The organism is Sphingopyxis sp. (genome assembly GCF_036675685.1).
In the GTDB taxonomy this organism is placed as follows: Bacteria; Pseudomonadota; Alphaproteobacteria; order Sphingomonadales; family Sphingomonadaceae; genus Sphingopyxis.
This window is the reverse complement of the sequence record NZ_JAKFEM010000038.1, coordinates 21,464-41,486: the sequence shown is the minus strand read 5'-3', so window position 1 is coordinate 41,486 and position 20,023 is coordinate 21,464. Positions and strand designations below refer to the sequence as shown.

Here is a 20,023-nt window from a genome sequence, read left to right as displayed (position 1 = left end):
CGTTCGTCCTGAGGAGCCATTGAGCGCAGCCGAAATGGCGTCTCGAAGGACGCTGGCGCCGCGCTTGGTCCTTCGAGACGGGTCTTCGACTTCGCTCAGCCCCTCCTCAGGACGAACGACTGTTGGAGAGAATCCCCATTTAACGGATCAGACCCGCATTGGCATCAGGACATAGAGCGCGGGGCTCTTTTCGCTTTCGCGGATCAGCGTCGGGGCGTTGGCGTCGGCCAAATGCAATTCGACGGTGTCGCCATCGACTTGCGCCAATATGTCGCTGAGGTAGCGGGCGTTGAAGCCGATTTCCATCGCCTCGCTGTCATAGGCTGCGGCAACCTCTTCGGCGGCGGTGCCGTTTTCGGGGCTGGTCACCGACAGCGTGATGCGATCCTTGTCGAGGCCGACCTTGACCGCGCGGGTCTTTTCGCTGGCGATGGTCGAGACGCGGTCGACGCCCTGATACAGGCTCTTGGGATCGACCTTGAGCAGCTTGTCGTTCGCGGTCGGGATGACGCGGCTGTAGTCGGGGAAGGTGCCGTCGATCAGCTTCGAGGTCAGGATCGCATGGCCGAGCTGGAAGCGGATCTTGGTCGCCGACAGGCTGATTTCGACATTGCCCTCGGCCTCGTCGAGCAGCTTGCGGATTTCGGTGACGCATTTGCGCGGCACGATGACATCGGGCATCGACGATGCGCCTTCGGGGCGGGTGACGGTGTAGCGCGCGAGACGATGGCCGTCGGTCGCCGCGGCCTTGAGCACCGGACCCGACGCATCCTCGGCAACGTGCAGGAAGATGCCGTTGAGGTAATAGCGCGTTTCCTCGGTCGAGATCGCGAAGCGCGTCTTGTCGATGATCTGGATCAGTTCAGCGACCGGCAGCTCGAAATTGACCGGCAGGTCGCCCTCGGCGATCACCGGGAAATCGTCGCGCGGCAGCGTCGGCAGGTTGAAGTTCGAGCGGCCGGCCTTGACCTGCATCTTGCCCTCGGCCGCGGCGAGGCTGACCTCGGCGCCCTCGGGCAGCTTGCGGGCGATTTCGAACAGCGTGTGCGCCGACACGGTCGTCGTGCCTGCCGTTTCGACCTTTGCCGCGATCGTTTCGACGACCTGGAGGTCGAGGTCGGTTGCCATCAATTTGAGCTGGCCCGACGCATCGGCTTCGATCAGGACGTTCGAGAGGATCGGGATCGTATTGCGCCGTTCGACCACCGATTGGACATGGCCGAGGCTCTTCAACAACACTGCGCGTTCGATCGTCGCTTTCATTCTAAATCCGCCATCCCTGTGTTTCGCGGGAGAAGTCCCTGAAGGGCGCAGACATCGGAGGCGATTCGCACCCCGATTCCCGGCCCCTGAAAATGTCCACCTTCCTTAACGCACGCGTCGGCACGTGCAAGCCATGCTTGCAAAGCACCCCCAATCGCGCGAACGAGAGCGCGATGCGGCGCTGGGCCTTCTTTTTCACGATACTGGTGGCGATGCCCGCCGCGGCGCTGGCGGCCGCACCGACCGCGCTCGGCATCTTCGACGGCTGGGGCGCCTTCCGCGATCCGGGGGCGCCGCGCTGCTACGCCCTCGCCGCCCCGTCCGCGACGATCGGGACGCCGCAGGTCAAGGCCTATGCCAGCGTCGGCACCTGGCCGAAGGCGCGTATCCGCGGGCAATTCTATGTCCGCCTGTCGAAGGCGCGCGGGCCAGAGCGCGAACTGCGCCTGACGATCGGTGCCCGCCGCTTCATCCTGACCGGCAATGGCGCGCACGGCTGGGCGAGCGATCCCCGCATGGACGCCGCGATCGTCGCCGCGATGCGGTCGGCACCGAGCATGAGCGTCGAGAGCAGCACCGCGACGGGGCGAGCCATTGCCGATACCTATCGGCTGCGCGGTGCCGCGACGGCGATCGATGCGGCGGCATTGGGGTGTGCACGATTGCGTTGAGGCGGTTTGGAAAAGTGACGGAAACCTGCGCGACTTTACTCTGAAATCACATTCGGAACAGCGGCGGGGTTTGGGACGGGAGCATGGGCATGTGGATTCGCGCCACCGAAATCGAGCGGCATTGCTCGCCCGATGGACGGCTTCTGCTTGAAACGATCGGCGATTTCGATCCCCGCGACATCCACGAGATTTCCGAGCAGCGTCGCGCGCATGTCCGCGACGCCGCAACGGGCGCCACGCTGATCGACCTGCGCGCCATCAACCTCGATTCGCGCTTCGAATGGCCGGCGGACGGCGGGCTGCTGCTCATCATGGCGGGAGGGGTACGGATCGGCGTCGCGGCGGATGGCGCCAGTTGGTGGATCAACGACGACAAGGCGGCGCGAGAGCCGATCGCCACCGCGCAGCAACGGCTGACGGAATTGCTGGCGCCGCCAATCCGGCGCAGCTGGCGCGACCGGTTGCGGCAGTTTGGAACGGTTGCTGCGATCCTTGTCGTAGTGGCGGCGGCAGCGGCGGTGGGATGGCAATATTCGCGGGGCGAGCTCAAGCTTCGCAATCGGCTTTATACAGCCCCGGAATCGCCCGCGCAGCCGGTCAATGCCTGGCTGCTCCGCTGTCCCGCGCCGCTGGGCCTGGTGCCGATGCATTTGGGCGCCGACGGCCGGCTCGTCGTCCCATCGTCGATCGCGCCGCGCCCCCTCGCGCGGCTGGGCGAAGGCCGTTATGGCAATGGCGCGGCAGCGGTCGCCTTCGACGGGACGACCGTCACGATCCGGCTGGGCGGACCCACGCGGCAGGCTGTGCCATGCGCAAGCGCCGCCCCTGCCGCGACGATCGGCAGCCGCCCGGCACCGACCGGTTAATCGACGCGGCATCGGGGTGCCCTTCGATCCGTTGAAGATGGTCGCGGAAAGTGGCGGATTTCTGCGCAACTTCACGCTGAATTTGCCCTTCGAGCGGAGGTTCGTCTTGTTCCCCCGCGAAAGGAAGGGCGCGTATATCTGTCAGGAGGAAAGCTACGTCGCGCGTCATTGCCGGGAAGGCTAGAACCGCGAAATATTGTAGGACAGCGATTTTCGGGCGGCAGGAACGACAAGGTGAAAGTGATAGGTCTGATCGGCGGGCTGAGCTGGGAAAGCTCGGCCGAATATTACCGGCGGCTCAACCGCCAGGTGCGCGAGCGGCTGGGCGGGTTGCATGCCGCGAACATATTGATGCACTCGCTCGATTTCGCGCCGGTCGCCGAATTGCAGGCGCAGGGCGACTGGCCTGCGCTCGATCGCGCGATGGTCGAGGCGGCCGATATGCTCGCGCGTGGCGGGGCCGACATACTGCTGATCTGTTCGAACACGATGCACCGCTGCGCGGGGGCGGTCGAGGCCGCCTCCTCTGTCCCGCTGATCCATATCGCCGACCCGACTGCGGCGGCGATCAAGGCGGCGGGCCTCAGCCGCGTCGGCTTGCTCGGCACGGCCTTCACGATGGAGCAGGATTTCCTGACGGGGCGCATGGCGAAAGCGGGACTCGATGTTATCGTCCCTGACGATGCAGGTCGCGAGACGATCCACCGCATCATTTACGATGAGCTGGTGCAGGGCGTGGTCAACGACGCGTCACGCGGCCGATGCCGCGACGTGATCACCGCGCTCGTCGATCGCGGCGCCGAGGCGATCATCCTTGGCTGCACCGAAATCATGCTGCTAGTCGGCGCAGAGGACAGCACGGTCCCGCTGTTCGATACGCTGGCGCTGCACGTTGACGCGGCCATCGACGCGGCGCTGACACCCTAGCTGCGCGCAAGCTTCGTCAGTTCGGCGGCGAGGAAATCGAGGACGAGGCGCACCCGCGGGACATGGCGCAGCCGTTCGTGGGTCAGCAGCCACAGGCCCGTGGTATCCTCGGTCTTGGGCGGGATGCAGCGGATGAGATCGGATTCGCGCTCGGCGATGAAGGCGGGCAATATGGTGAGGCCCATACCCGAACGCACGCCCGCGAGCAGGCCGGATCCGCTATCATATTGCATCACCACCGAATCTTCGAGCCGGTATTGCCGCAGCCAGGCCTGATAGGGTTCCCAGACCGAACCGCCGCCGCCGATAAAGGGGTGCGTGGCGAGCTCCTCGCGGCTGTGCGGGATGCCATGACGGTCGGCATAATCGCGGCTGCAATAAAGGGTCCAGGGATTGTCGGCGATACGCCGCCCGACGAGGCCTGCGCCGTTTGGCTGCTTGCTGCTGCGGATCGCGATGTCCGCCGCGCCGGCCGCCAGATCGCGCGGCTCGTCCGACGTGTCGAGATGGATATGGATCCCGGGATGCACGGCGCGAAGATCGCGCAGGATCGGCGGCAGGATGGTCACCGCGAAAATTTCCATCGTCGTCAGGCTGACCGTGCCGCCCGCATCGCGCGACCGCGCGCCCGCGGCGTCGCCGAAGCGATCGGCGGCATCGCGCACGGCCACCGCGCTCGCCAGCATCGCCTCGCCCACCGGAGTCAGCGCATAACCCGCCTGCCGCCGCTCGAACAGGTTGAGGCCCGTCGCCTCCTCGAGCGCGGAAACGCGCCGGGCGACGGTGGTCTGGCTGACGCGCAGCGCCTGCGCGGCGGATAGCGTGCTGCCGGTCTCCGCCACCGCGAGAAAGGCTTTGAGGTCGTTCCAATCGTACATGATGTCTTTTGCGTCATAATGGCCTTTGCGGCATTCTGCAATTTTGCAGAATGGTCGCGCAAACTCGTTGCTCCTTTCGGCGTCGGCGATCGATTATTTGCGTTCCACCGGCTTCCTCCCCTCCTCCCCAGCCGGCCGATGGAGACACAAGATGAAAAAGCTTTTGATCCTCGCCGCCCTCGCTGCCGCGTCGTTCGGCCAGCCTGTTTTCGCCCAGACCACGCCCGCGAGCGAAACCGCGGCGGTCCAGCACAAGGACCTCGACCTGCGCACCGAGGCCGGGACCAAGGCCCTCGACCGCCGCATCTGGCGCGCCGTCGTCGCGGTGTGCGGCAAGGCTCCGGATTTCGACCTCACGGGCAAGAACGAGGTGCGGCAATGCCGCAAGGATACCCGGCTCCTTGCCTCGGCGCAGGCCGAGCAGGTGATCGCCAACGCATCGCGCGATCAGCTGATCCAGGTCAGCTCGATCCGGAAATGATCGGCGGGCCCAAGTTGCAGGGCCCGTCAAAGCCGGGGCTATGATTCGGGCACGGTCATAGTCCCGGCTTGCTATTGGATTGTGTGCCGCCCGAAGGTCGGAAGGTCCGCTCGTGACGGAACGATGGCTTTGACGTGGGAAGCGGACGAACCTTGTTACAGGCTCCCGACCTGCTTCTGAGCGTTTTTCGATTTGATGTAATCGCGGATTCTAGATCCAATGACGACGGCGACGCCAATACCAACAAGAATCATCAAAAAGTCGTCTCCGAACCACTTTAACAAACCTCGTGTCGCGAGGATCGTCATGCAGACTAGCGTTAAGTTTTGACGCCAATTCATCTTTATACTCCGACCGTTACCGGCGAGGTATGGCCCGTTTTCTCGATCGCGGCAACGTCCACTAATGGTCGCTTCTTGCCTTCGTCATCCCGGGCTTGATCCGAGATCCATTGCGCAACGATAGCTTCATGGATCCCGGATCAAGTCGGCGTATATCCCTTTTGAGCAAGTAGTGTTCCCCGGCGAAAGCCGGGGTCCAGATGGGACAGCGCTACCTGGCCTGGGCCCCGGCTTTCGCCGGGGAACGCGATCTTACATGTCTCAAGGGAATATGCGCCGATCAAGTCCGGGGTGCCGATGGTGGATAGGGCCGTTTCCGATCGTAACGTACGAATTTGCCTGGACCTTACCCCCGCGCGTCGAACGCCAATCGCGCCCTTGCCACCTTTTCCAGATTGGCTTCCGCCCAGACCCACACGCCGCAAAAGGCTTCGCCCAGACTGTGGCCGAGGTCGGTAAGGCAATATTCGACCTTGGGCGGGACGACCGGGTGCACCGTGCGCACCACAAGTCCGTCGCGCTCCATCTGGCGCAATGTCTGCGTCAGCATCTTCTGGCTGATGCCGGGAACGCGCCGCGACAATTCGGTGAAGCGGCAGGTTCCGTGATCCTCCAACTCCTCGAGAACGAGTAGAGTCCATTTGTCGGCGACTCGGCCGATGAGTTCGTTGACGAGCGTTTCGACGCGCGGATCGACCGGCGCGTGCGGGTCGTAGGAAATTTTCTCGGGCGTGGGCATGGCGGAAAACTCAATACTCTCTCTTGGGTAACTATGGCACTTTCAGGTGCCTACTTTCTTTTGGAGAGTATAGGAATATTTAGGCCTTCTCACCACCCCCAAAGGAGGCAAACATGAAAACCACAGGCAACACCATTCTTATCAGCGGCGGGGGTTCGGGCATCGGGCTCGCGCTCGCGCAGCGCTGGCACGACGCCGGCAACACCGTCATCATCACTGGGCGCAATGCCGCGAAGCTCGACGCCGCGATCGCGGGGCGACCGAACATGTCGGCGGTCGTGCTCGACGTAACCGATGCGGCTGCGATTGCGGCCTTTGCGAAAGAGATCGTCGCCAAGCACCCGGGCCTCAACGTGCTGGTTAACAATGCCGGCATCATGAGCGCCGAGGATGCCAGCACCAAGCGCGATTTGGCCGAAGCCGAAGCGACGGTTGTCACCAACATCCTCGGCCCAATCCGGCTGACCGATGCGCTGGTCGACCATCTGGCGGCGCAGGACGGCAGCGCGATCGTCAATGTGACGTCGGGGCTGGCGTTCGTCCCCTTCCCCAAGGCGCCGACCTATTCGGCGACGAAAGCCGCGATGCACAGCTATTCGGTCGCGCTGCGTATCCAGCTCGCGGGCAAGGTCGAGGTGATCGAGCTGGCGCCGCCCGCGGTGCGCACCGACCTGACGCCCGGCCAGTCGACGCGCGAGGGCTATATGCCGCTCGACGATTTCGCCGACGAGGTAATGGCGCTGTTCGCGTTGGAGCCGACGCCTGAGGAAATCCTGGTGCAGAACGTCCTGCCGCTGCGCAATGCCGAGGCAAACGGGACGGTACCGCAGGTTCTGGGGATGCTGGCTTCGCTGTGATGATCGATCCTCCCTGTGCCGCACGCACGGGGAGGATCTTTCGGCGCAATTGCGCTTTTGCCCCTTCCCCCCTATATGGCCGGCCATCATGCAGATTCCCGGCCATATCGACCCCGTCACGACGGGCACCGTCCCCTTGCGCGGCGGCAACCGCATCGACCTTGTCGGGCTGACGCGCGACGCGATCGGCGGGGTGCTCGTCGAGGCGGGGCTCGATGCCAAGGGCGCGAAGCTGCGCGCCAAGCAGATCTGGCACTGGATCTATCATCGCGGGGTCACCGATTTCGAGGCGATGACCGACATCGCGAAGTCGATGCGCCCGTGGCTGACCGACCGCTTCATCATCGGCCGCCCGACGGTGCGGCAGGCGCAAGTGTCGAGCGACGGCACGCGCAAATGGCTGCTCGCCGCCGCCGATGGCCAGGAATATGAGATGGTCTTCATCCCCGACGCCGATCGGGGAACCTTGTGCGTGTCGAGCCAGGTCGGCTGCACATTGAACTGTCGCTTCTGCCACACCGGCACGATGCGGCTCGTCCGCAATCTCGCGGCGGGTGAGATCGTCGGGCAGGTGATGCTCGCGCGTGACGAACTGGGCGAATGGCCCAAGGGGACGATGGCGGGCTTTGGTCCCGATCCCGAGGACGACGACGGCGACGAAGAAGGCGGTCATTATACCGCCGACGGCCGCATCCTGACCAACATCGTGATGATGGGCATGGGCGAGCCGCTGTATAATTTCGACGAGGTCAAGGGTGCGCTGAAGATCGTGATGGACGGCGACGGCCTCGCGCTGTCGCGGCGCCGCATCACGCTGTCGACGAGCGGCGTCGTGCCGATGATGGCGCGCGCGGGCGAAGAGATCGGGGTCAACCTCGCGGTCTCGCTCCACGCGGTGTCGAAGGAAGTGCGCGACGAGATCGTGCCGCTCAACCGCAAATATGGCATCGAGGAACTGCTGCAGGCGTGCGCCGACTATCCGGGTGCCGGCAATTCGCGGCGCATCACCTTCGAATATGTGATGCTGAAGGACAAGAACGACAGCGACGAGGATGCGCGCGAGCTCGTCCGGTTGATCAGGGAATATGGCCTGCACGCGAAGGTCAATCTGATCCCCTTCAACCCCTGGCCCGGTGCGATGTACGAATGTTCGACCCCCGAGCGGGTACGCGCGTTCAGCAACCTGATTTTCAAGGCCGGGATTTCGGCGCCGGTCCGCACCCCGCGCGGGCGCGACATCATGGCCGCGTGCGGCCAGCTCAAGAGCGCGGCGACCAAGCCGACCCGCGCCGAACTCGACCGCATCGCCGAGGAAAAACAGGCCGCACTGGGTTAAGCCAGCGACCGCGCGGGGCTTCTGCGCCCCGTTTCCACCATCGATACACTGTTCAAAAGTCGCCGAATTTCGCGCATTGCGGCTGCATACCTATTCTATACTGTGTGGTAAAAATAACACAGGTAAGAAAATTGTCACATTCTGAACGATCCGTTCATTGCAGCGACAGCCGCGATCGCCATTTACGGCGTGGACCGCGACCCAAAGGGCGTGGCCATGTAAGAGTAAAGGAAGATAACATGAAGAAATTCGCAGTTGCAGCCGCTCTCCTGACGGCCATCGTTGCAACCCCCGCCATGGCGGCCGAAGGCGGCGAAGCCCGCGTCGAAGTGCGCGGCGGCTATGTCACCGGCAGCGGCCTTGACGACGCCACGCTTGGCGCGGCGGCTGGCTATGATTTCGACCTCGGCTCGAGCGCGTTTGTTGGCGCCGAAGTCGCTGGCGACAAGGTGCTGATCGACGGCGCCAAGGTCCAGTTCTCGTCGGGCGCCCGCGCCGGTGCCAAGGTCGGCGCCAACGGCAAGCTCTATGCCAACGGCGGCTACACCTTCGGCCAGATCGACGATCCGTATGTCGGCGCCGGTTACCAGCACAAGCTGGGCCAGAACGTCTACGCCAAGGCCGAATATCGTCACCAGTTCATCGAGAACTTCGACGACTTCGACACCTTCGCGGTCGGCGTCGGCTTCGCTTTCTGATCCTTCGGACAGCGATGATACAGGAAGGGGCGGCCGCAAGGTCGCCCCTTTTCATTTGCCCGCAACCCGGCCACGGTGAGCCGATGACGGCTTTGGCCTATATCGGTGCGGCGCTGGCCGAAATCGCGGGCTGCTTCGCTTTTTGGGCGTGGCTGCGGCTGGACAAGCCCATCTGGTGGATCGCCCCCGGAATGGCGGCGCTCGCGCTGTTCGCTTACCTGCTCACGCTGGTCGACGCCGAGCATGCCGGGCGGACCTATGCCGCCTATGGCGGGGTCTATATCGTGTCCGCGCTGGTCTGGCTGTGGGCGGTCGAGGGCGCAAAGCCCGATCGCTGGGACCTGATCGGGGCGGCGGTGTGCCTGGGCGGCGCGGCGATCATCCTGTTCGGGCCGCGGGGGAATTGAGACACCACCCCCTTTCCCGTTTGTGCTGAGCTTGTCGAAGCACCGTTCTTCTCTCTCTTTCCACTGCGGCAGAAAGAAAGAACGGCCCCCTTCGACTGCCTTGCAGGCGCTCAGGACAGGCTTCGACAAGCTCAGGGCGAATGGTTGTAAAAAGCCATGGCGCCCTATTCCGCGTTCGGCAGCGCCTGTTCGACGAGCGGCGCCAGTCCTTCGGCCACGACCTTCACCCCCTTGGCGTTGGGGTGCATATTGTCGCCGAGCATCAGCGATTTGTCGGTGACGACATTGTCGAGGATGAAGGGATAGAAGCTCACCCCATATTTGGCCGCAAGCTCCGGATAGATGGGGTTGAATTTCTTCGCATAGTCGCTGCCGAGGTTGGGCGCCGCCATCATGCCGGTGAGCAGCACCGGAATCTCGCGCTTTTTCAGTTCGGCGAGCATCGCGTCGATATTGGCGCGCGTCTGGTCGGGGCCGATCCCGCGGAGCATGTCGTTCCCGCCGAGCCCGAGGACGACGAGCGCGGGCTTCGCCTTTGCATTGTCGAGCACATAGGTCAGACGCTGGCGTCCCGCAGCGGTGGTGTCACCCGATACGCCGGCATTCTGGATGCGCGCGACCACGCCATCCTCGCTCAGAGCGGCCTGCAACTGCGGCGAAAGCCCTTCCTTCGGGCCAAGCTGATAGCCGGCATAAAGGCTGTCGCCGAAAGCGATGACGAGCGGCGCGTCGGCGGGAATCGCGGGCCCCGCTTTCGCCGCAACCTTGTCGTTGGTCGAAGCCGCCGGGGTCTCCGCCGATCCGCACGCGGCGAGCGGTTGGCAAAGCGCGATGGCGCAACCATATAAAGCGTAAGAGCGCCATCCGGTCGTTCTCATTTCCAAAGGGTCCTCTCCTTGCCCGACGCTCGACCTTCGCCAAATCTGGCGATCGCCGCCCATAATGTGACGCTGACTTTGGGGAGCGACAAGGCCCCCGTCGAAATTTTACGCGGCGTCGACCTCGAGGTTCCCGCGGGCGCTTCGGTCGCGCTGCTCGGGCCGTCGGGATCGGGCAAAAGCTCGCTGATGGCGGTGCTCGCGGGACTCGAGCGCGCCAATGGCGGGAGCATCCGCGTCGCGGGACTCGATTTCGGCACGATGGACGAGGACGACCTCGCTCGCGCGCGGCGCGGGCGGATCGGCATCGTGTTGCAGGCGTTTCACCTGCTCCCGACAATGACCGCGCTCGAAAATGTCGCGGTGCCGCTGGAGCTGGCGGGGATAAGCGATCCGTTCGGTCGCGCCGCTGCCGAACTCGAAGCGGTCGGCCTCGGCCATCGCCTCACCCATTATCCGGCGCAGCTCTCGGGCGGCGAGCAGCAGCGTGTCGCCATCGCGCGCGCGATGGCGAGCGAGCCCGCGATCATCTTTGCCGACGAGCCGACGGGCAACCTCGACACCGCGACGGGGCATGCGATCATCGACCTGATCTTCGCGCGCCGCGCGGCGCTCGGGGCGACGCTGCTGATCATCACGCACGACCCCGAACTCGCCGAGCATTGCGATCGCGTCGTCGTGATGCACGACGGCAAGATCGAAGAGCGGGCAGCCTAAATGCTCCCGCTCGCCACGCTCTGGCGGATCGCCCGCCGCGACCTTGCGACACGTATCCGGGGCCTCCGCTTGCTCGCCGTGTGCCTGTTCCTCGGCGTCGCGACGCTCGCGGCGATCGGCAGCCTGACGAGCGGCATCACCTCCGAACTCGAAGCGCGCGGGCAGACGATCCTCGGCGGCGACGTCGAATTCAGCCTGCCGCAACGCGAGGCAACGCCAGAGGAAATGGCGGGCTTCCACCGCGTCGGCACCCCGTCGGCGACGGTGCGGATGCGCGCGATGGCGAATGCGCCGGGCGGCGATGCACTGCTGTCCGAATTGAAGGCGATCGATGGCGCCTATCCGCTCTATGGCGCGCTACGGCTGGAAAATGGCGTCCGCAAAGGGCGGCCGCCAGCCGGCAGCATCTGGATCGGCAAGGATCTTGCCTCGCGCCTCGACCTCAAGGTCGGCGGCAGCGTCAAGTTCGGCGAAAAGACGTTCCGGATCGACGGCATCATCGCCGAGGAACCCGACCGGTTAGGGGAAGGCTTCACCCTCGGCCCGGTCGCGATCATCGGCCTCCCCGACCTGCCCGCGACGCAGCTGATCCAGCCTGGCAGCCTGTACGAGAGCAAATATCGCGTCCGCTTGCCGGGTAGCGCCAATCCCGAAGCGGTCGGCAAGGCGCTGACCGCCGAATTCCCCGAAGCGGGCTGGGACATCACCGACCGCAGCAATGGCGCGCCGGGAACGCGGCGCTTTATCGAACGCATGGGGCAATTCCTGTCGCTCGTCGGGCTCGCCGCGCTGGTGATCGCGGGGATCGGCGTCGGTAACGGCGTCGCGAGCTACCTCGCGGGCAAGCGCCCTGGGCTGGCAACGTTGAAGGTGCTGGGCGCCGACAGCGCGACGGTGCTGCGCATCTATGGCCTGCAAATATTGGCGGTCGCGGCGGTTTCGATTCTCGCCGGGCTGATCGTCGGCGCCGTCGCACCGCTCGCGATCGGGGCGATTGCGGGCGACGTGCTGCCGGTGCGGCCGGGGTTCGCGCTTTATCCGCTGCCGCTCGCCGTCAGCGCGGCCTATGGCCTGCTCATCGCCGTCGCTTTCGCGCTGCCACCGCTCGCGGCGACAAAGCATGTGCCCGCAGCGGGGCTGTATCGCGCCACCGTCGACCGCGCGGCGCGGATCGACCGGCCAGCGCTGGTAGCGGTTGCCCTCGCGCTGGTCGCTATCGTCGCGCTGGCGGTCGGCACCGCACGCGAACCTTTGTTCGCGCTGGGCTTCATCGGCGCGGCGATCGGCCTGTTGCTGATCCTCGTCGGGCTCGGCTGGCTGGTGCGCCGCACCGCGAGCCGCTTGCCGCGTCCGAAGCGGCCGCTGTTCCGCCTCGCGCTCGCGAACCTGCACCGGCCCGGTGCGGCGACGGGCGCGCTGGTGGTGGCATTGGGGCTGGGGCTGACGCTGTTCGTCACCCTCGCGGCGATCCAGACGAGCATCACCGCCGAGATTGCGCGCACGGTGCCGCAGCGCGCGCCGAGCTTTTTCGTGCTCGACGTGCCGCGCGATGCCGCGACGCAGTTCCGCGGCATGGTGACCAAGGCGGCGTCCGATGCGCAGATCAACATGATCCCGGCGCTGCGCGGCAGCGTCACCGAATTTCGCGGCCAGCGCGTCGACGAACTCGCCGAGCTGCCCGAGGGCGCGTGGGTGCTGCGCGGCGACCGCGGGCTGACGTACAGCCCGGCCCTGCCAAACGGCAGCGAGCTGGTCAGTGGCCAATGGTGGGCGGCCGATTACAAGGGGCCGCCGCTGGTCAGCGTCGAAGAGGAAGTCGCGGCATCGCTGGGGCTGAAGATCGGCGACACGCTGAGCGTCAATGTGCTGGGGGTCGAGGTGCAAGCCAAGGTGGCCTCGCTGCGCACGGTGCAGTGGGATAATTTCGGGCTCAACTATGTTCTCGTCTTTTCGCCGGGCACCTTCGACGCGGCGCCGCATAATATGGTCGCGACGGTGGCGGTCGACCCCAAGGCCGAAGTCGAACTGGCGCGCAGCATCCCGCGCGCCTTCCCTTCGGCCTCGCTGATCGCGGTGCGCGACGTGGTGAGCCAAGTGACCACGCTGCTCACCCAGATGAGCCAGGCGATCGCCGCTGCGGCGAGCATCGCGATCCTTGCCGGCATCGCGGTGCTGATCGGCGCGATCGCGGCGAGCCGCGAGCGGCGGGTGTACGACAGCGTGATCCTGAAATTGCTCGGCGCCACGCGCGGGCAGATCTTGGGCGCGCAGGCGATGGAATATGCGGTGCTCGCGGCAATCCTCGCGGTGCTGGCACTCGGGCTCGGATTGATCGCGGCGCGCTATGTTGTCGTCAGCCTGTTCGATTTCACCTTTGCGCCCGATCCCTTCATCGTCGGCGCGACCTTGCTCGGTGGGGCGGGATTGTCGTTCCTGATCGGGATCGCGGGGAGCTGGCCCTTGCTATCGGCGAAACCGGCGCAGGCGCTGCGCAGTCTGTGAGTTCGCCGATCGGGCGGTGCGCCGGGGTGCGCACTTAGGATATTTGGTTCACACAAAGACACAAAGACACAAAGACACGAAGAGGCTGGCTCGGGCCGACAGGCCCATTTCTTTCTGGCCGGCGCGGCCGGTCGCAACGCTGGAAAATAAAGGCCGCTTCGCGGCAAGCACGACCTCTTTGTGTCTTTGTGCGAAATTCTTTCGTCCGAACCTCGCGCCCAAAGCCATCGTCAGTTCAGTAACCGCACCACCGCCGACACCGCCGCGACGCCGAGCACAATCGCAACCATCGCCTGCCAGATGTGCGGCGGGACGCGGCCGAAATGGCGCGCGCCGACATAGTTGCCGAGCCACATCGGCGGGAACAGGATGGCCGCAAGCAGGAAGAGCCGCCACGTCGCGATCCCGACCCAAAGCGCGGCAAGCGTTCCCGCAATCGCAGTGCCAAAGAAGATCAGCAGCATCGACGCGCGCGCGACCTTTGGCTCGAGATGGCGGCGCAGGTAGAAGGGCACGACCGGCGGCCCCGGCATCGCCGCGAAGCCGGTGAGGATGCCCGACGATATGCCCGTTCCGGCTATCGCGATGCGCCCCGGCCGATGCCCCTCGGGCTGTTTCGGCAGCAGGACCGCGACGAAGGCTCCGACCGCGACGAGCGTGATGAGCAATCGCGCGACGTCGGGGGTCGTCGCATCGAGCGCGACCATGCCGACCGGCGTCGTCGCCATCGCGAGCAGCGCGATCGGCACCGCGGTCGCGCGGTCGGCGTCGGCGAGGATGATCTTCATGCCGACGGGGCCGATGAGCAACTGCATCAAGATGCCGAGCACCACGGCCTCGCCTGGCGGAACGATGAGGCCGAGCAGCGGCACGAGGATGATCGCCATGCCGAAGCCGGTGAGCCCGCGGATATAGGCGGCGCCAAAGGTCATCGCCGCCGCGCCGGCGACGGTGAGCGGCGCGAGGCCAACGAGGCTTTGAAGGCCGGTCATCGGGATGCGGCTTGCGGTTTCAGCGTGACCAGCCACGCGTCGGGCGGGGTGTTGAAACGCAGCGGCAACAGGCTCGTCCCGAGTCCGGCGCCGACGAAAACGCGTTGCCCCTTGTCGTCGATGTCACCACACGCAAAGCGGTCGCCGTAACGCGAAACATAGGTCAGCGCGCCGATGAACGGGAAACGGATCTGGCCGCAATGCGTGTGCCCCGCGAAGATCGCCGCGACGGGGCGCTTTACGTCGGGCACGATGTCGGGGCTGTGCGTCAGCAGCAACGGCACACCCGGACCCAGCCGGTCCATCGCTGCGAGCGTCGCCGGAACATCGTCGTGCCCCGAATAATCGTCGTCGACGCCGCCGACGATCAAGGGACCGAGCTTCACAGCTTCATTCTGCAGTACGCGAAGCCTGCGCTTTTCGAGTTCGCCGCGCAGTGCGTCGGGCTTGAACCAATGGTCGTGATTGCCCGGCGCGACGACGACACCGAGCGGCGCGCGAAGGCGGCCGAGGGGCGCGACGACTTCGGCGGCGGTGTAGATATGCGTCGCGCTGCGCTTTTCGCTGACGAGATCGCCGGCGATCAGCACGAGATCGGGTTTCAGCCGGTTGAGTTCGCCAACGATCCGGACCAGCCGCTCAGGCGGCATGTCGGGGCCCGCGACATGAATATCCGACAGCAACAGCAGCTTGAGCGGCGGCTGACCCGCCGGCCAGTCGGCGACCGCGACCGTCGCGGTGCGGATCATCGGATCGCGCGTCGCGTTCCAATAGCCTTTGGCGAGGAGCATCACACCGGCGAGCGCCAGCAGCAGCAGCCAGCGCAACCACCGGCGCGGGCGACGCTTCTCCGCCGCGATCAACTGCGCAGGTCGGGCGGGGTCGCCTCACCCTTCAGCATCGCGATCGCCTCGGCTAGCGGCATGATGCGCTGGCCGTCCTGACCGAGGGTGCGGATCGCGACGGTGCCTTCGTCGGCCTCGCGCTTGCCGACGACAAGCAGATGCGGGACCTTGGCGAGGCTGTGCTCGCGGACCTTGTAGTTGATCTTTTCGTTACGCAGGTCGCTTTCGACGCGGACGCCCGCCGCGGTGAGCTGTGCGACGGCGTCCTTTGCATAATCGTCGGCGTCCGAAACGATCGTCGCAACGACCGCCTGCACCGGCGCGAGCCACACGGGGAGCTTGCCCGCGAAATGCTCGATCAAAATGCCGATGAAGCGTTCGTAGCTGCCGAAGATCGCGCGGTGGAGCATCACCGGGCGGTGGCGCTCGCCATCCTCGGCGATATACGACGCATCGAGGCGATCGGGGAGCACGCGGTCGGACTGGATCGTGCCGACCTGCCACGTCCGGCCGATCGCGTCGGTCAGGTGCCATTCGAGCTTGGGCGCATAGAAGGCGCCCTCGCCCGGCAGTTCTTCCCAGCCATATTCGGGCGTGTCGAGCCCCGCCGCGGCGACCGCGGCGCGCAGCTCGGTCTCGGCCAGGTCCCACATCTCTTCGGTCCCGAACCGCTTTTCGGGGCGCAGCGCGAGCTTGATCGAATAGGTGAAGCCGAATTCGCGGTAGACCCGGTCGGCGAGCGCGCAGAAGGCGCGAACCTCGTCGACGATCTGGTCCTCGCGGCAGAAGATATGCGCATCGTCCTGCGTGAACTGGCGCACGCGCATCAGCCCGTGGAGCGCGCCATGCGGTTCGTTGCGATGGCAGCAGCCATTTTCATAGAGACGCAATGGCAGGTCGCGGTACGACTTCATCCCCTGGCGGAAGATCAGGACATGCGCCGGGCAGTTCATCGGCTTGAGCGCCATCCATTCGGCCTCGTCGGAGACGATCGGGCCTTCATCCTCGATATTCGGCACCTCGTCGGGGATGACGAACATATTCTCGCGATATTTGCCCCAATGGCCCGACTGTTCCCACTGGCGCGCATCCATCACCTGCGGCGTCTTGACCTCGCGATACCCCGCGCCGTCGATCGCGCGGCGCATATAGGCCTCGAGCTCGCGCCAGATCATATAGCCCTTGGGGTGCCAGAAGACCGACCCATGCGCTTCGGCCTGAAGGTGGAACAGGTCCATTTCCTGCCCGAGCTTGCGATGATCGCGCTTCGCGGCTTCCTCGAGCCGGACGAGATGCTCGGCGAGCTGCTTCTTGTTGAGCCAGCCGGTGCCGTAGATGCGGCTGAGCTGCGCATTCTTCTGGTCGCCGCGCCAATAGGCGCCCGAGACGCGCGTCAGTTTGAACGCCGAAGGGTCGAGCTTGCCCGTCGAGGCCAGATGCGGCCCGCGGCACATGTCCATCCAGCCGTCACCCGAACGATAGACCGTGAGTTCCTCGCCCTGCGGCAGTTCGGCGGCCCATTCGGCCTTGAACGTCTCGCCATCGGCCGTCCATTTGGCGATCAGCTGGTCGCGCTCCCACACTTCGCGGGTCAGCGGCAGGTCGGCGGCGATGATGCGGCGCATCTCTTCCTCGATCAGCGGCAGTTCGTCGTCGCGAAAGGGACCGCGCTCGGCACTCGGCGCGAAGTCGTAATAGAAGCCGTCGCCCGTCGACGGGCCAAAGGTGATCTGCGTGCCGGGGAACAGATTCTGCACCGCCTCCGCCAGCACATGCGCATAGTCGTGGCGGACGAGTTCGAGCGCGTCGGCCTCGTCGCGGCTCGTCACCAGCGACAGGTTCGTGTCTTCCTCGAGCGGGCGCATGATGTCGCGCAGCTCGCCGTCGATCTTCGCGGCGAGCGCGGCCTTGGCAAGGCCGGGTCCGATGTCGGCCGCAATCTGGGCCGGGGTAGTCCCGCGCACGACTTCACGGGCAGAGCCATCGGGAAGGGTGACACGGATCATCTGGGACATCGAAAAATCGGCCTTTCTGGCGGGTTGGGTCGGCGCCAAAAGGGCACCAAAACAGCGCCCCTTTGCCAGCATGCGATATGGGCGGCAAGGGGCGGATTCACCACAGCCCTTGCAATGATACATTATATCATTATCTGGCATCGCAACCCCCTCCCGCGAAAGACCCCTTCATGTGCCTCCCCGCCGCTCGCCCGCGCCTTGCCGACTTGGTGGGGATCGGGCTCTCGCTGACCTGCCTCGTCCATTGCCTCGCGCTGCCGCTCCTCATCCTGCTTGCCCCCGCGCTCAGCCGCTGGATCGCGCTGCCCGAGGGGGTGCATGCGGCGATCCTGCTGCTCGCGCTGCCCGCGGCATCGATCGCGATGACCGACGGCTGGCGGCACCATCGGCGGCTGGTGCCCGGCATTCTCGCGGCCATGGGCCTTGGGCTGCTGGTGCTGGGCCTGTCGGCGCATGAGGGCTGGATCGCGGTCACCGATCCAGCCGCCAGCGACCAGTTGCTGACATCGGCCGGTGCGCTGAGCCTTGCCGCGGCGCACCTGTTCAACTGGCGCTGGCGTCACCGCGCCGCCGGGGTTAAGCTCGGCGCATGACCGACGCACCCCGCCACCATATCGCCGCGATCCTGCCGTGCAGCGACTTGGACGCCAGCACCGTTTTCTATGAAAAACTCGGCCTGTCGGTCATCAGCGACCATGGAACCTATCGCCTGCTCGAAGACGGCAAGGGCTGGCAGTTGCACCTCACCAACGAAAGCCAGCCGACCTGGCCCGAGCGCGACCAGAACCCCTTCGGCCTGTATCTCTACAGCGAGCGGGTCGACGAGTTGGCCGATCGGGTGCGCGATGCGATCCTCGGCCCGGTGAAGGCGCCGACGCACAAGCCGTGGGGCATGTATGAATTCGCGCTGTCCGATCCCGATGAGACGCTGGTGCGCATCGGCTGGCCGAGCCGGTTGATCGGCTGAACCACCTCCCGATACCTTCGTCATTCCTGCGAAAGCGCAATTACGGTGACTGGTGCAATATCTCCTAATTAGAGCTTAGCGGTTATTGCACCTGCCACCGTAATCCCATCAATGCGGGTTTCAGGGTCTGCGAGCGTTTCGGTGCCGAGCAACCTTGCATTTGTCGATTTCGGCTGTCCGCCGTCAGCGCCCATGGCACATATTTGAGGTTGTGATGTAAGGAGGATTTGGGCTTCGTCGTAGTGACGAAGGAACGAAGATGAAGCCCAAATCCTCCTATTCAAAATCGCCGGCCAAGGCCCCTGCGGAGCGGGTGGTGAAGGATATCCGCCGGGCGACACGGCGGCACTTCTCGGCCGAGGACAAGATACGCATCGTTCTCGATGGGCTGCGCGGCGAAGACAGCATCGCCGAGCTGTGCCGCAAGGAAGGGATCGCGCAGAGCCTGTATTACACCTGGTCGAAGGAGTTCATGGAGGCCGGCAAGCGCCGTCTCGCTGGCGACACCGCCCGGGCGGCGACCACCGGCGAAGTGCATGACCTGCGCCGCGAAGCTCGCGCCCTGAAGGAATGCGTGGCCGACCTGACCCTCGAGAACCGCTTGCTCAAAAAAAGCATGATCGCGGATGGGGGCGACGACGAATGAGGTATCCGGCATCTGAAAAGCTTGAGATCATCCGGACCGTCGAGCAGTCGCACCTGCCCGCCAAGCGCACGCTGGACCAACTCGGCATCCCCCGCCGGACCTTCTACCGCTGGTATGATCGCTTCGTCGAAGGCGGGCCGGAGGCGCTGGAAGATCGACCATCGGCGCCGAGCCGGGTGTGGAACCGCATCGGCGACTATATCCAGCAGCAGATCGTCGAGATGGCGCTGGATTACAGCGAGCTCTCACCGCGCGAACTGGCGGTGCGCTTCACCGACGAGAGGCACTACTTCGTATCGGAATCGACGGTTTACCGGCTTTTGAAGGCCCATGACCTGATTACCAGTCCGGCGTATGTCGTGATCAAGGCCGCCGATCAGTTCCACACCAAGACCACCCGCCCGAATGAGATGTGGCAAACCGATTTTACCTACTTCAAGATCATCGGGTGGGGCTGGATGTATCTGTCGATCGTCCTCGACGACTTCTCTCGCTACATCATCGCCTGGAAGCTGTGCACCAACATGCGGGCCGAGGACGTCACCGACACCTTGGACCTCGCTCTCCAGGCCTCGGGCTGCGACAGCGCCACGGTGCTGCACAAGCCTCGGCTGCTGTCGGATAATGGCCCGAGTTACATCGCGGGCGAACTGGCGGAATATATCGAGGCCCGGAAGATGAGCCATGTGCGCGGCGCTCCGATGCATCCCCAGACGCAGGGCAAGATCGAGCGCTGGCATCAGACCCTCAAGAACCGCATCCTGCTCGAAAATTACTTCCTGCCCGGTGACCTTGAGGCCCAGATCGAAGCGTTCGTCGAGCATTATAACCACCGACGTTACCACGAGAGCCTGAACAACGTGACGCCCGCCGACGTCTACTTCGGCAGAGCCGATGCCATCATCAAACAGCGCGAAAGGATCAAACGGAAGACCATCGAACATCGGCGCTTGCTGCAGCGCAAGCTCGCCGCTTAATATCAACCCCAAGACGAGGC

General features: G+C 65.0%; 20 protein-coding genes. 13 read left to right on the top strand and 7 right to left on the bottom strand.

What is annotated here, in order from left to right:
* Positions 1-147: 147 nt before the first annotated feature.
* Entirely contained in the window at positions 148-1,263 is a 1,116-nt protein-coding gene (gene dnaN / locus V6M50_RS15625) for a DNA polymerase III subunit beta (RefSeq protein WP_332819503.1), read from the bottom strand.
* A 173-nt stretch (positions 1,264-1,436) separates the two neighbouring features.
* Between dnaN and V6M50_RS15620 the strand changes: the two genes are divergently transcribed.
* From V6M50_RS15620 to V6M50_RS15610, 3 genes are all read left to right on the top strand, one after another.
* Positions 1,437-1,934, top strand: coding sequence for a hypothetical protein (locus V6M50_RS15620; RefSeq protein WP_332819502.1), 498 nt, complete (start codon positions 1,437-1,439; stop codon positions 1,932-1,934).
* 89 nt (positions 1,935-2,023) lie between these two features.
* Positions 2,024-2,800, top strand: coding sequence for a hypothetical protein (locus tag V6M50_RS15615; protein ID WP_332819501.1), 777 nt, complete (start codon positions 2,024-2,026; stop codon positions 2,798-2,800).
* Positions 2,801-3,034: 234 nt separating this feature from the next.
* Complete coding sequence (locus tag V6M50_RS15610) at positions 3,035-3,727, top strand: aspartate/glutamate racemase family protein (RefSeq protein ID WP_332819500.1); 693 nt, start codon at positions 3,035-3,037, stop codon at positions 3,725-3,727.
* Here V6M50_RS15610 and V6M50_RS15605 read toward each other — a convergent pair.
* A complete protein-coding gene (locus tag V6M50_RS15605) occupies positions 3,724-4,605 on the bottom strand; it encodes a LysR family transcriptional regulator (RefSeq protein ID WP_332819499.1) in 882 nt (293 codons plus the stop codon). The two genes, V6M50_RS15610 and V6M50_RS15605, sit on opposite strands and share 4 nt — an antisense overlap.
* 151 nt (positions 4,606-4,756) lie before the next feature.
* Here V6M50_RS15605 and V6M50_RS15600 point away from each other — a divergent pair, with 151 nt between their 5' ends.
* The gene (locus V6M50_RS15600) at positions 4,757-5,086 is read left to right on the top strand and encodes a UrcA family protein (RefSeq protein WP_332819498.1); all 330 of its coding nucleotides are present in this window, start codon (positions 4,757-4,759) and stop codon (positions 5,084-5,086) included.
* Between the two features lie 687 nt (positions 5,087-5,773).
* On the opposite strand, the gene V6M50_RS15595 is transcribed toward V6M50_RS15600, so the two are convergent.
* Positions 5,774-6,166 carry a winged helix-turn-helix transcriptional regulator gene (locus tag V6M50_RS15595; RefSeq protein ID WP_332819497.1) on the bottom strand — a complete coding sequence of 131 codons (393 nt, stop codon included), beginning with the start codon at positions 6,164-6,166 and terminating at the stop codon, positions 5,774-5,776.
* A gap of 113 nt (positions 6,167-6,279) precedes the next feature.
* On the opposite strand from V6M50_RS15595, the gene V6M50_RS15590 reads away from it, so the two are divergent.
* From V6M50_RS15590 to V6M50_RS15575, 4 genes are all read left to right on the top strand, one after another.
* Positions 6,280-7,023, top strand: coding sequence for an SDR family oxidoreductase (locus V6M50_RS15590; protein WP_332819496.1), 744 nt, complete (start codon positions 6,280-6,282; stop codon positions 7,021-7,023).
* 88 nt (positions 7,024-7,111) lie between these two features.
* Positions 7,112-8,359 carry a 23S rRNA (adenine(2503)-C(2))-methyltransferase RlmN gene (gene rlmN / locus V6M50_RS15585; protein WP_332819495.1) on the top strand — a complete coding sequence of 416 codons (1,248 nt, stop codon included), beginning with the start codon at positions 7,112-7,114 and terminating at the stop codon, positions 8,357-8,359.
* Between the two features lie 239 nt (positions 8,360-8,598).
* Positions 8,599-9,057, top strand: coding sequence for an outer membrane protein (locus V6M50_RS15580; protein WP_332819494.1), 459 nt, complete (start codon positions 8,599-8,601; stop codon positions 9,055-9,057).
* 83 nt (positions 9,058-9,140) lie between these two features.
* A complete protein-coding gene (locus V6M50_RS15575; protein WP_332819493.1) occupies positions 9,141-9,464 on the top strand; it encodes a YnfA family protein in 324 nt (107 codons plus the stop codon).
* Between the two features lie 164 nt (positions 9,465-9,628).
* On the opposite strand, the gene V6M50_RS15570 is transcribed toward V6M50_RS15575, so the two are convergent.
* The gene (locus V6M50_RS15570) at positions 9,629-10,342 is read right to left on the bottom strand and encodes an arylesterase (RefSeq protein WP_332819492.1); all 714 of its coding nucleotides are present in this window, start codon (positions 10,340-10,342) and stop codon (positions 9,629-9,631) included.
* 18 nt (positions 10,343-10,360) lie between these two features.
* On the opposite strand from V6M50_RS15570, the gene V6M50_RS15565 reads away from it, so the two are divergent.
* Positions 10,361-11,059 carry an ABC transporter ATP-binding protein gene (locus V6M50_RS15565; protein ID WP_332819491.1) on the top strand — a complete coding sequence of 233 codons (699 nt, stop codon included), beginning with the start codon at positions 10,361-10,363 and terminating at the stop codon, positions 11,057-11,059.
* Positions 11,060-13,561, top strand: coding sequence for an ABC transporter permease (locus V6M50_RS15560; RefSeq protein WP_332819490.1), 2,502 nt, complete (start codon positions 11,060-11,062; stop codon positions 13,559-13,561).
* Between the two features lie 230 nt (positions 13,562-13,791).
* On the opposite strand, the gene V6M50_RS15555 is transcribed toward V6M50_RS15560, so the two are convergent.
* Genes V6M50_RS15555 through thrS form a run of 3 tightly spaced genes read right to left on the bottom strand, consistent with a single transcriptional unit; the run spans position 13,792 to position 17,413 of the window.
* A complete protein-coding gene (locus V6M50_RS15555; RefSeq protein ID WP_332819489.1) occupies positions 13,792-14,553 on the bottom strand; it encodes a sulfite exporter TauE/SafE family protein in 762 nt (253 codons plus the stop codon).
* Positions 14,550-15,380, bottom strand: coding sequence for a metallophosphoesterase (locus V6M50_RS15550; protein WP_332819488.1), 831 nt, complete (start codon positions 15,378-15,380; stop codon positions 14,550-14,552). Before V6M50_RS15550 ends, V6M50_RS15555 begins: the two co-directional genes overlap by 4 nt.
* 32 nt (positions 15,381-15,412) lie before the next feature.
* Positions 15,413-17,413: a threonine--tRNA ligase gene (gene thrS / locus V6M50_RS15545; protein ID WP_332819487.1), complete on the bottom strand. Its 2,001-nt coding sequence runs from the start codon at positions 17,411-17,413 to the stop codon at positions 15,413-15,415.
* 170 nt (positions 17,414-17,583) lie between these two features.
* Here thrS and V6M50_RS15540 point away from each other — a divergent pair, with 170 nt between their 5' ends.
* The 3 genes from V6M50_RS15540 (at position 17,584) to V6M50_RS15530 (ending at position 20,003) form a co-directional block, all read left to right on the top strand.
* A complete protein-coding gene (locus tag V6M50_RS15540) occupies positions 17,584-18,006 on the top strand; it encodes a MerC family mercury resistance protein (protein ID WP_332819486.1) in 423 nt (140 codons plus the stop codon).
* Positions 18,003-18,380 (top strand): VOC family protein, encoded by a 378-nt coding sequence (locus V6M50_RS15535; protein WP_332819485.1) that lies wholly within the window; start codon positions 18,003-18,005, stop codon positions 18,378-18,380. The genes V6M50_RS15540 and V6M50_RS15535 overlap by 4 nt, the downstream gene beginning before the upstream one ends.
* A gap of 259 nt (positions 18,381-18,639) precedes the next feature.
* A protein-coding gene (locus V6M50_RS15530) for an IS3 family transposase (protein WP_332819484.1) occupies positions 18,640-20,003 on the top strand; the annotation gives its coding sequence in 2 pieces (ribosomal slippage) (positions 18,640-18,987 and positions 18,990-20,003; 1,362 coding nt in all).
* The last annotated feature ends 20 nt before the right edge of the window (positions 20,004-20,023 follow it).

Excerpts from the sequence above, each read along its gene's own strand:
- V6M50_RS15555 (WP_332819489.1), bottom strand. The coding sequence starts at position 14,553 with ATGACCGGCCTTCAAAGCCTCGTTGGCCTCGCGCCGCTCACCGTCGCC.
- rlmN (WP_332819495.1), top strand. The coding sequence starts at position 7,112 with ATGCAGATTCCCGGCCATATCGACCCCGTCACGACGGGCACCGTCCCC.
- V6M50_RS15535 (WP_332819485.1), top strand. The coding sequence starts at position 18,003 with ATGACCGACGCACCCCGCCACCATATCGCCGCGATCCTGCCGTGCAGC.
- V6M50_RS15595 (WP_332819497.1), bottom strand. The coding sequence starts at position 6,166 with ATGCCCACGCCCGAGAAAATTTCCTACGACCCGCACGCGCCGGTCGAT.
- V6M50_RS15605 (WP_332819499.1), bottom strand. The coding sequence starts at position 4,605 with ATGTACGATTGGAACGACCTCAAAGCCTTTCTCGCGGTGGCGGAGACC.
- dnaN (WP_332819503.1), bottom strand. The coding sequence starts at position 1,263 with ATGAAAGCGACGATCGAACGCGCAGTGTTGTTGAAGAGCCTCGGCCAT.
- V6M50_RS15540 (WP_332819486.1), top strand. The coding sequence starts at position 17,584 with ATGTGCCTCCCCGCCGCTCGCCCGCGCCTTGCCGACTTGGTGGGGATC.
- V6M50_RS15590 (WP_332819496.1), top strand. The coding sequence starts at position 6,280 with ATGAAAACCACAGGCAACACCATTCTTATCAGCGGCGGGGGTTCGGGC.
- V6M50_RS15600 (WP_332819498.1), top strand. The coding sequence starts at position 4,757 with ATGAAAAAGCTTTTGATCCTCGCCGCCCTCGCTGCCGCGTCGTTCGGC.
- V6M50_RS15620 (WP_332819502.1), top strand. The coding sequence starts at position 1,437 with ATGCGGCGCTGGGCCTTCTTTTTCACGATACTGGTGGCGATGCCCGCC.
- V6M50_RS15575 (WP_332819493.1), top strand. The coding sequence starts at position 9,141 with ATGACGGCTTTGGCCTATATCGGTGCGGCGCTGGCCGAAATCGCGGGC.
- V6M50_RS15580 (WP_332819494.1), top strand. The coding sequence starts at position 8,599 with ATGAAGAAATTCGCAGTTGCAGCCGCTCTCCTGACGGCCATCGTTGCA.
- V6M50_RS15560 (WP_332819490.1), top strand. The coding sequence starts at position 11,060 with ATGCTCCCGCTCGCCACGCTCTGGCGGATCGCCCGCCGCGACCTTGCG.
- V6M50_RS15570 (WP_332819492.1), bottom strand. The coding sequence starts at position 10,342 with ATGAGAACGACCGGATGGCGCTCTTACGCTTTATATGGTTGCGCCATC.
- V6M50_RS15615 (WP_332819501.1), top strand. The coding sequence starts at position 2,024 with ATGTGGATTCGCGCCACCGAAATCGAGCGGCATTGCTCGCCCGATGGA.
- thrS (WP_332819487.1), bottom strand. The coding sequence starts at position 17,413 with ATGTCCCAGATGATCCGTGTCACCCTTCCCGATGGCTCTGCCCGTGAA.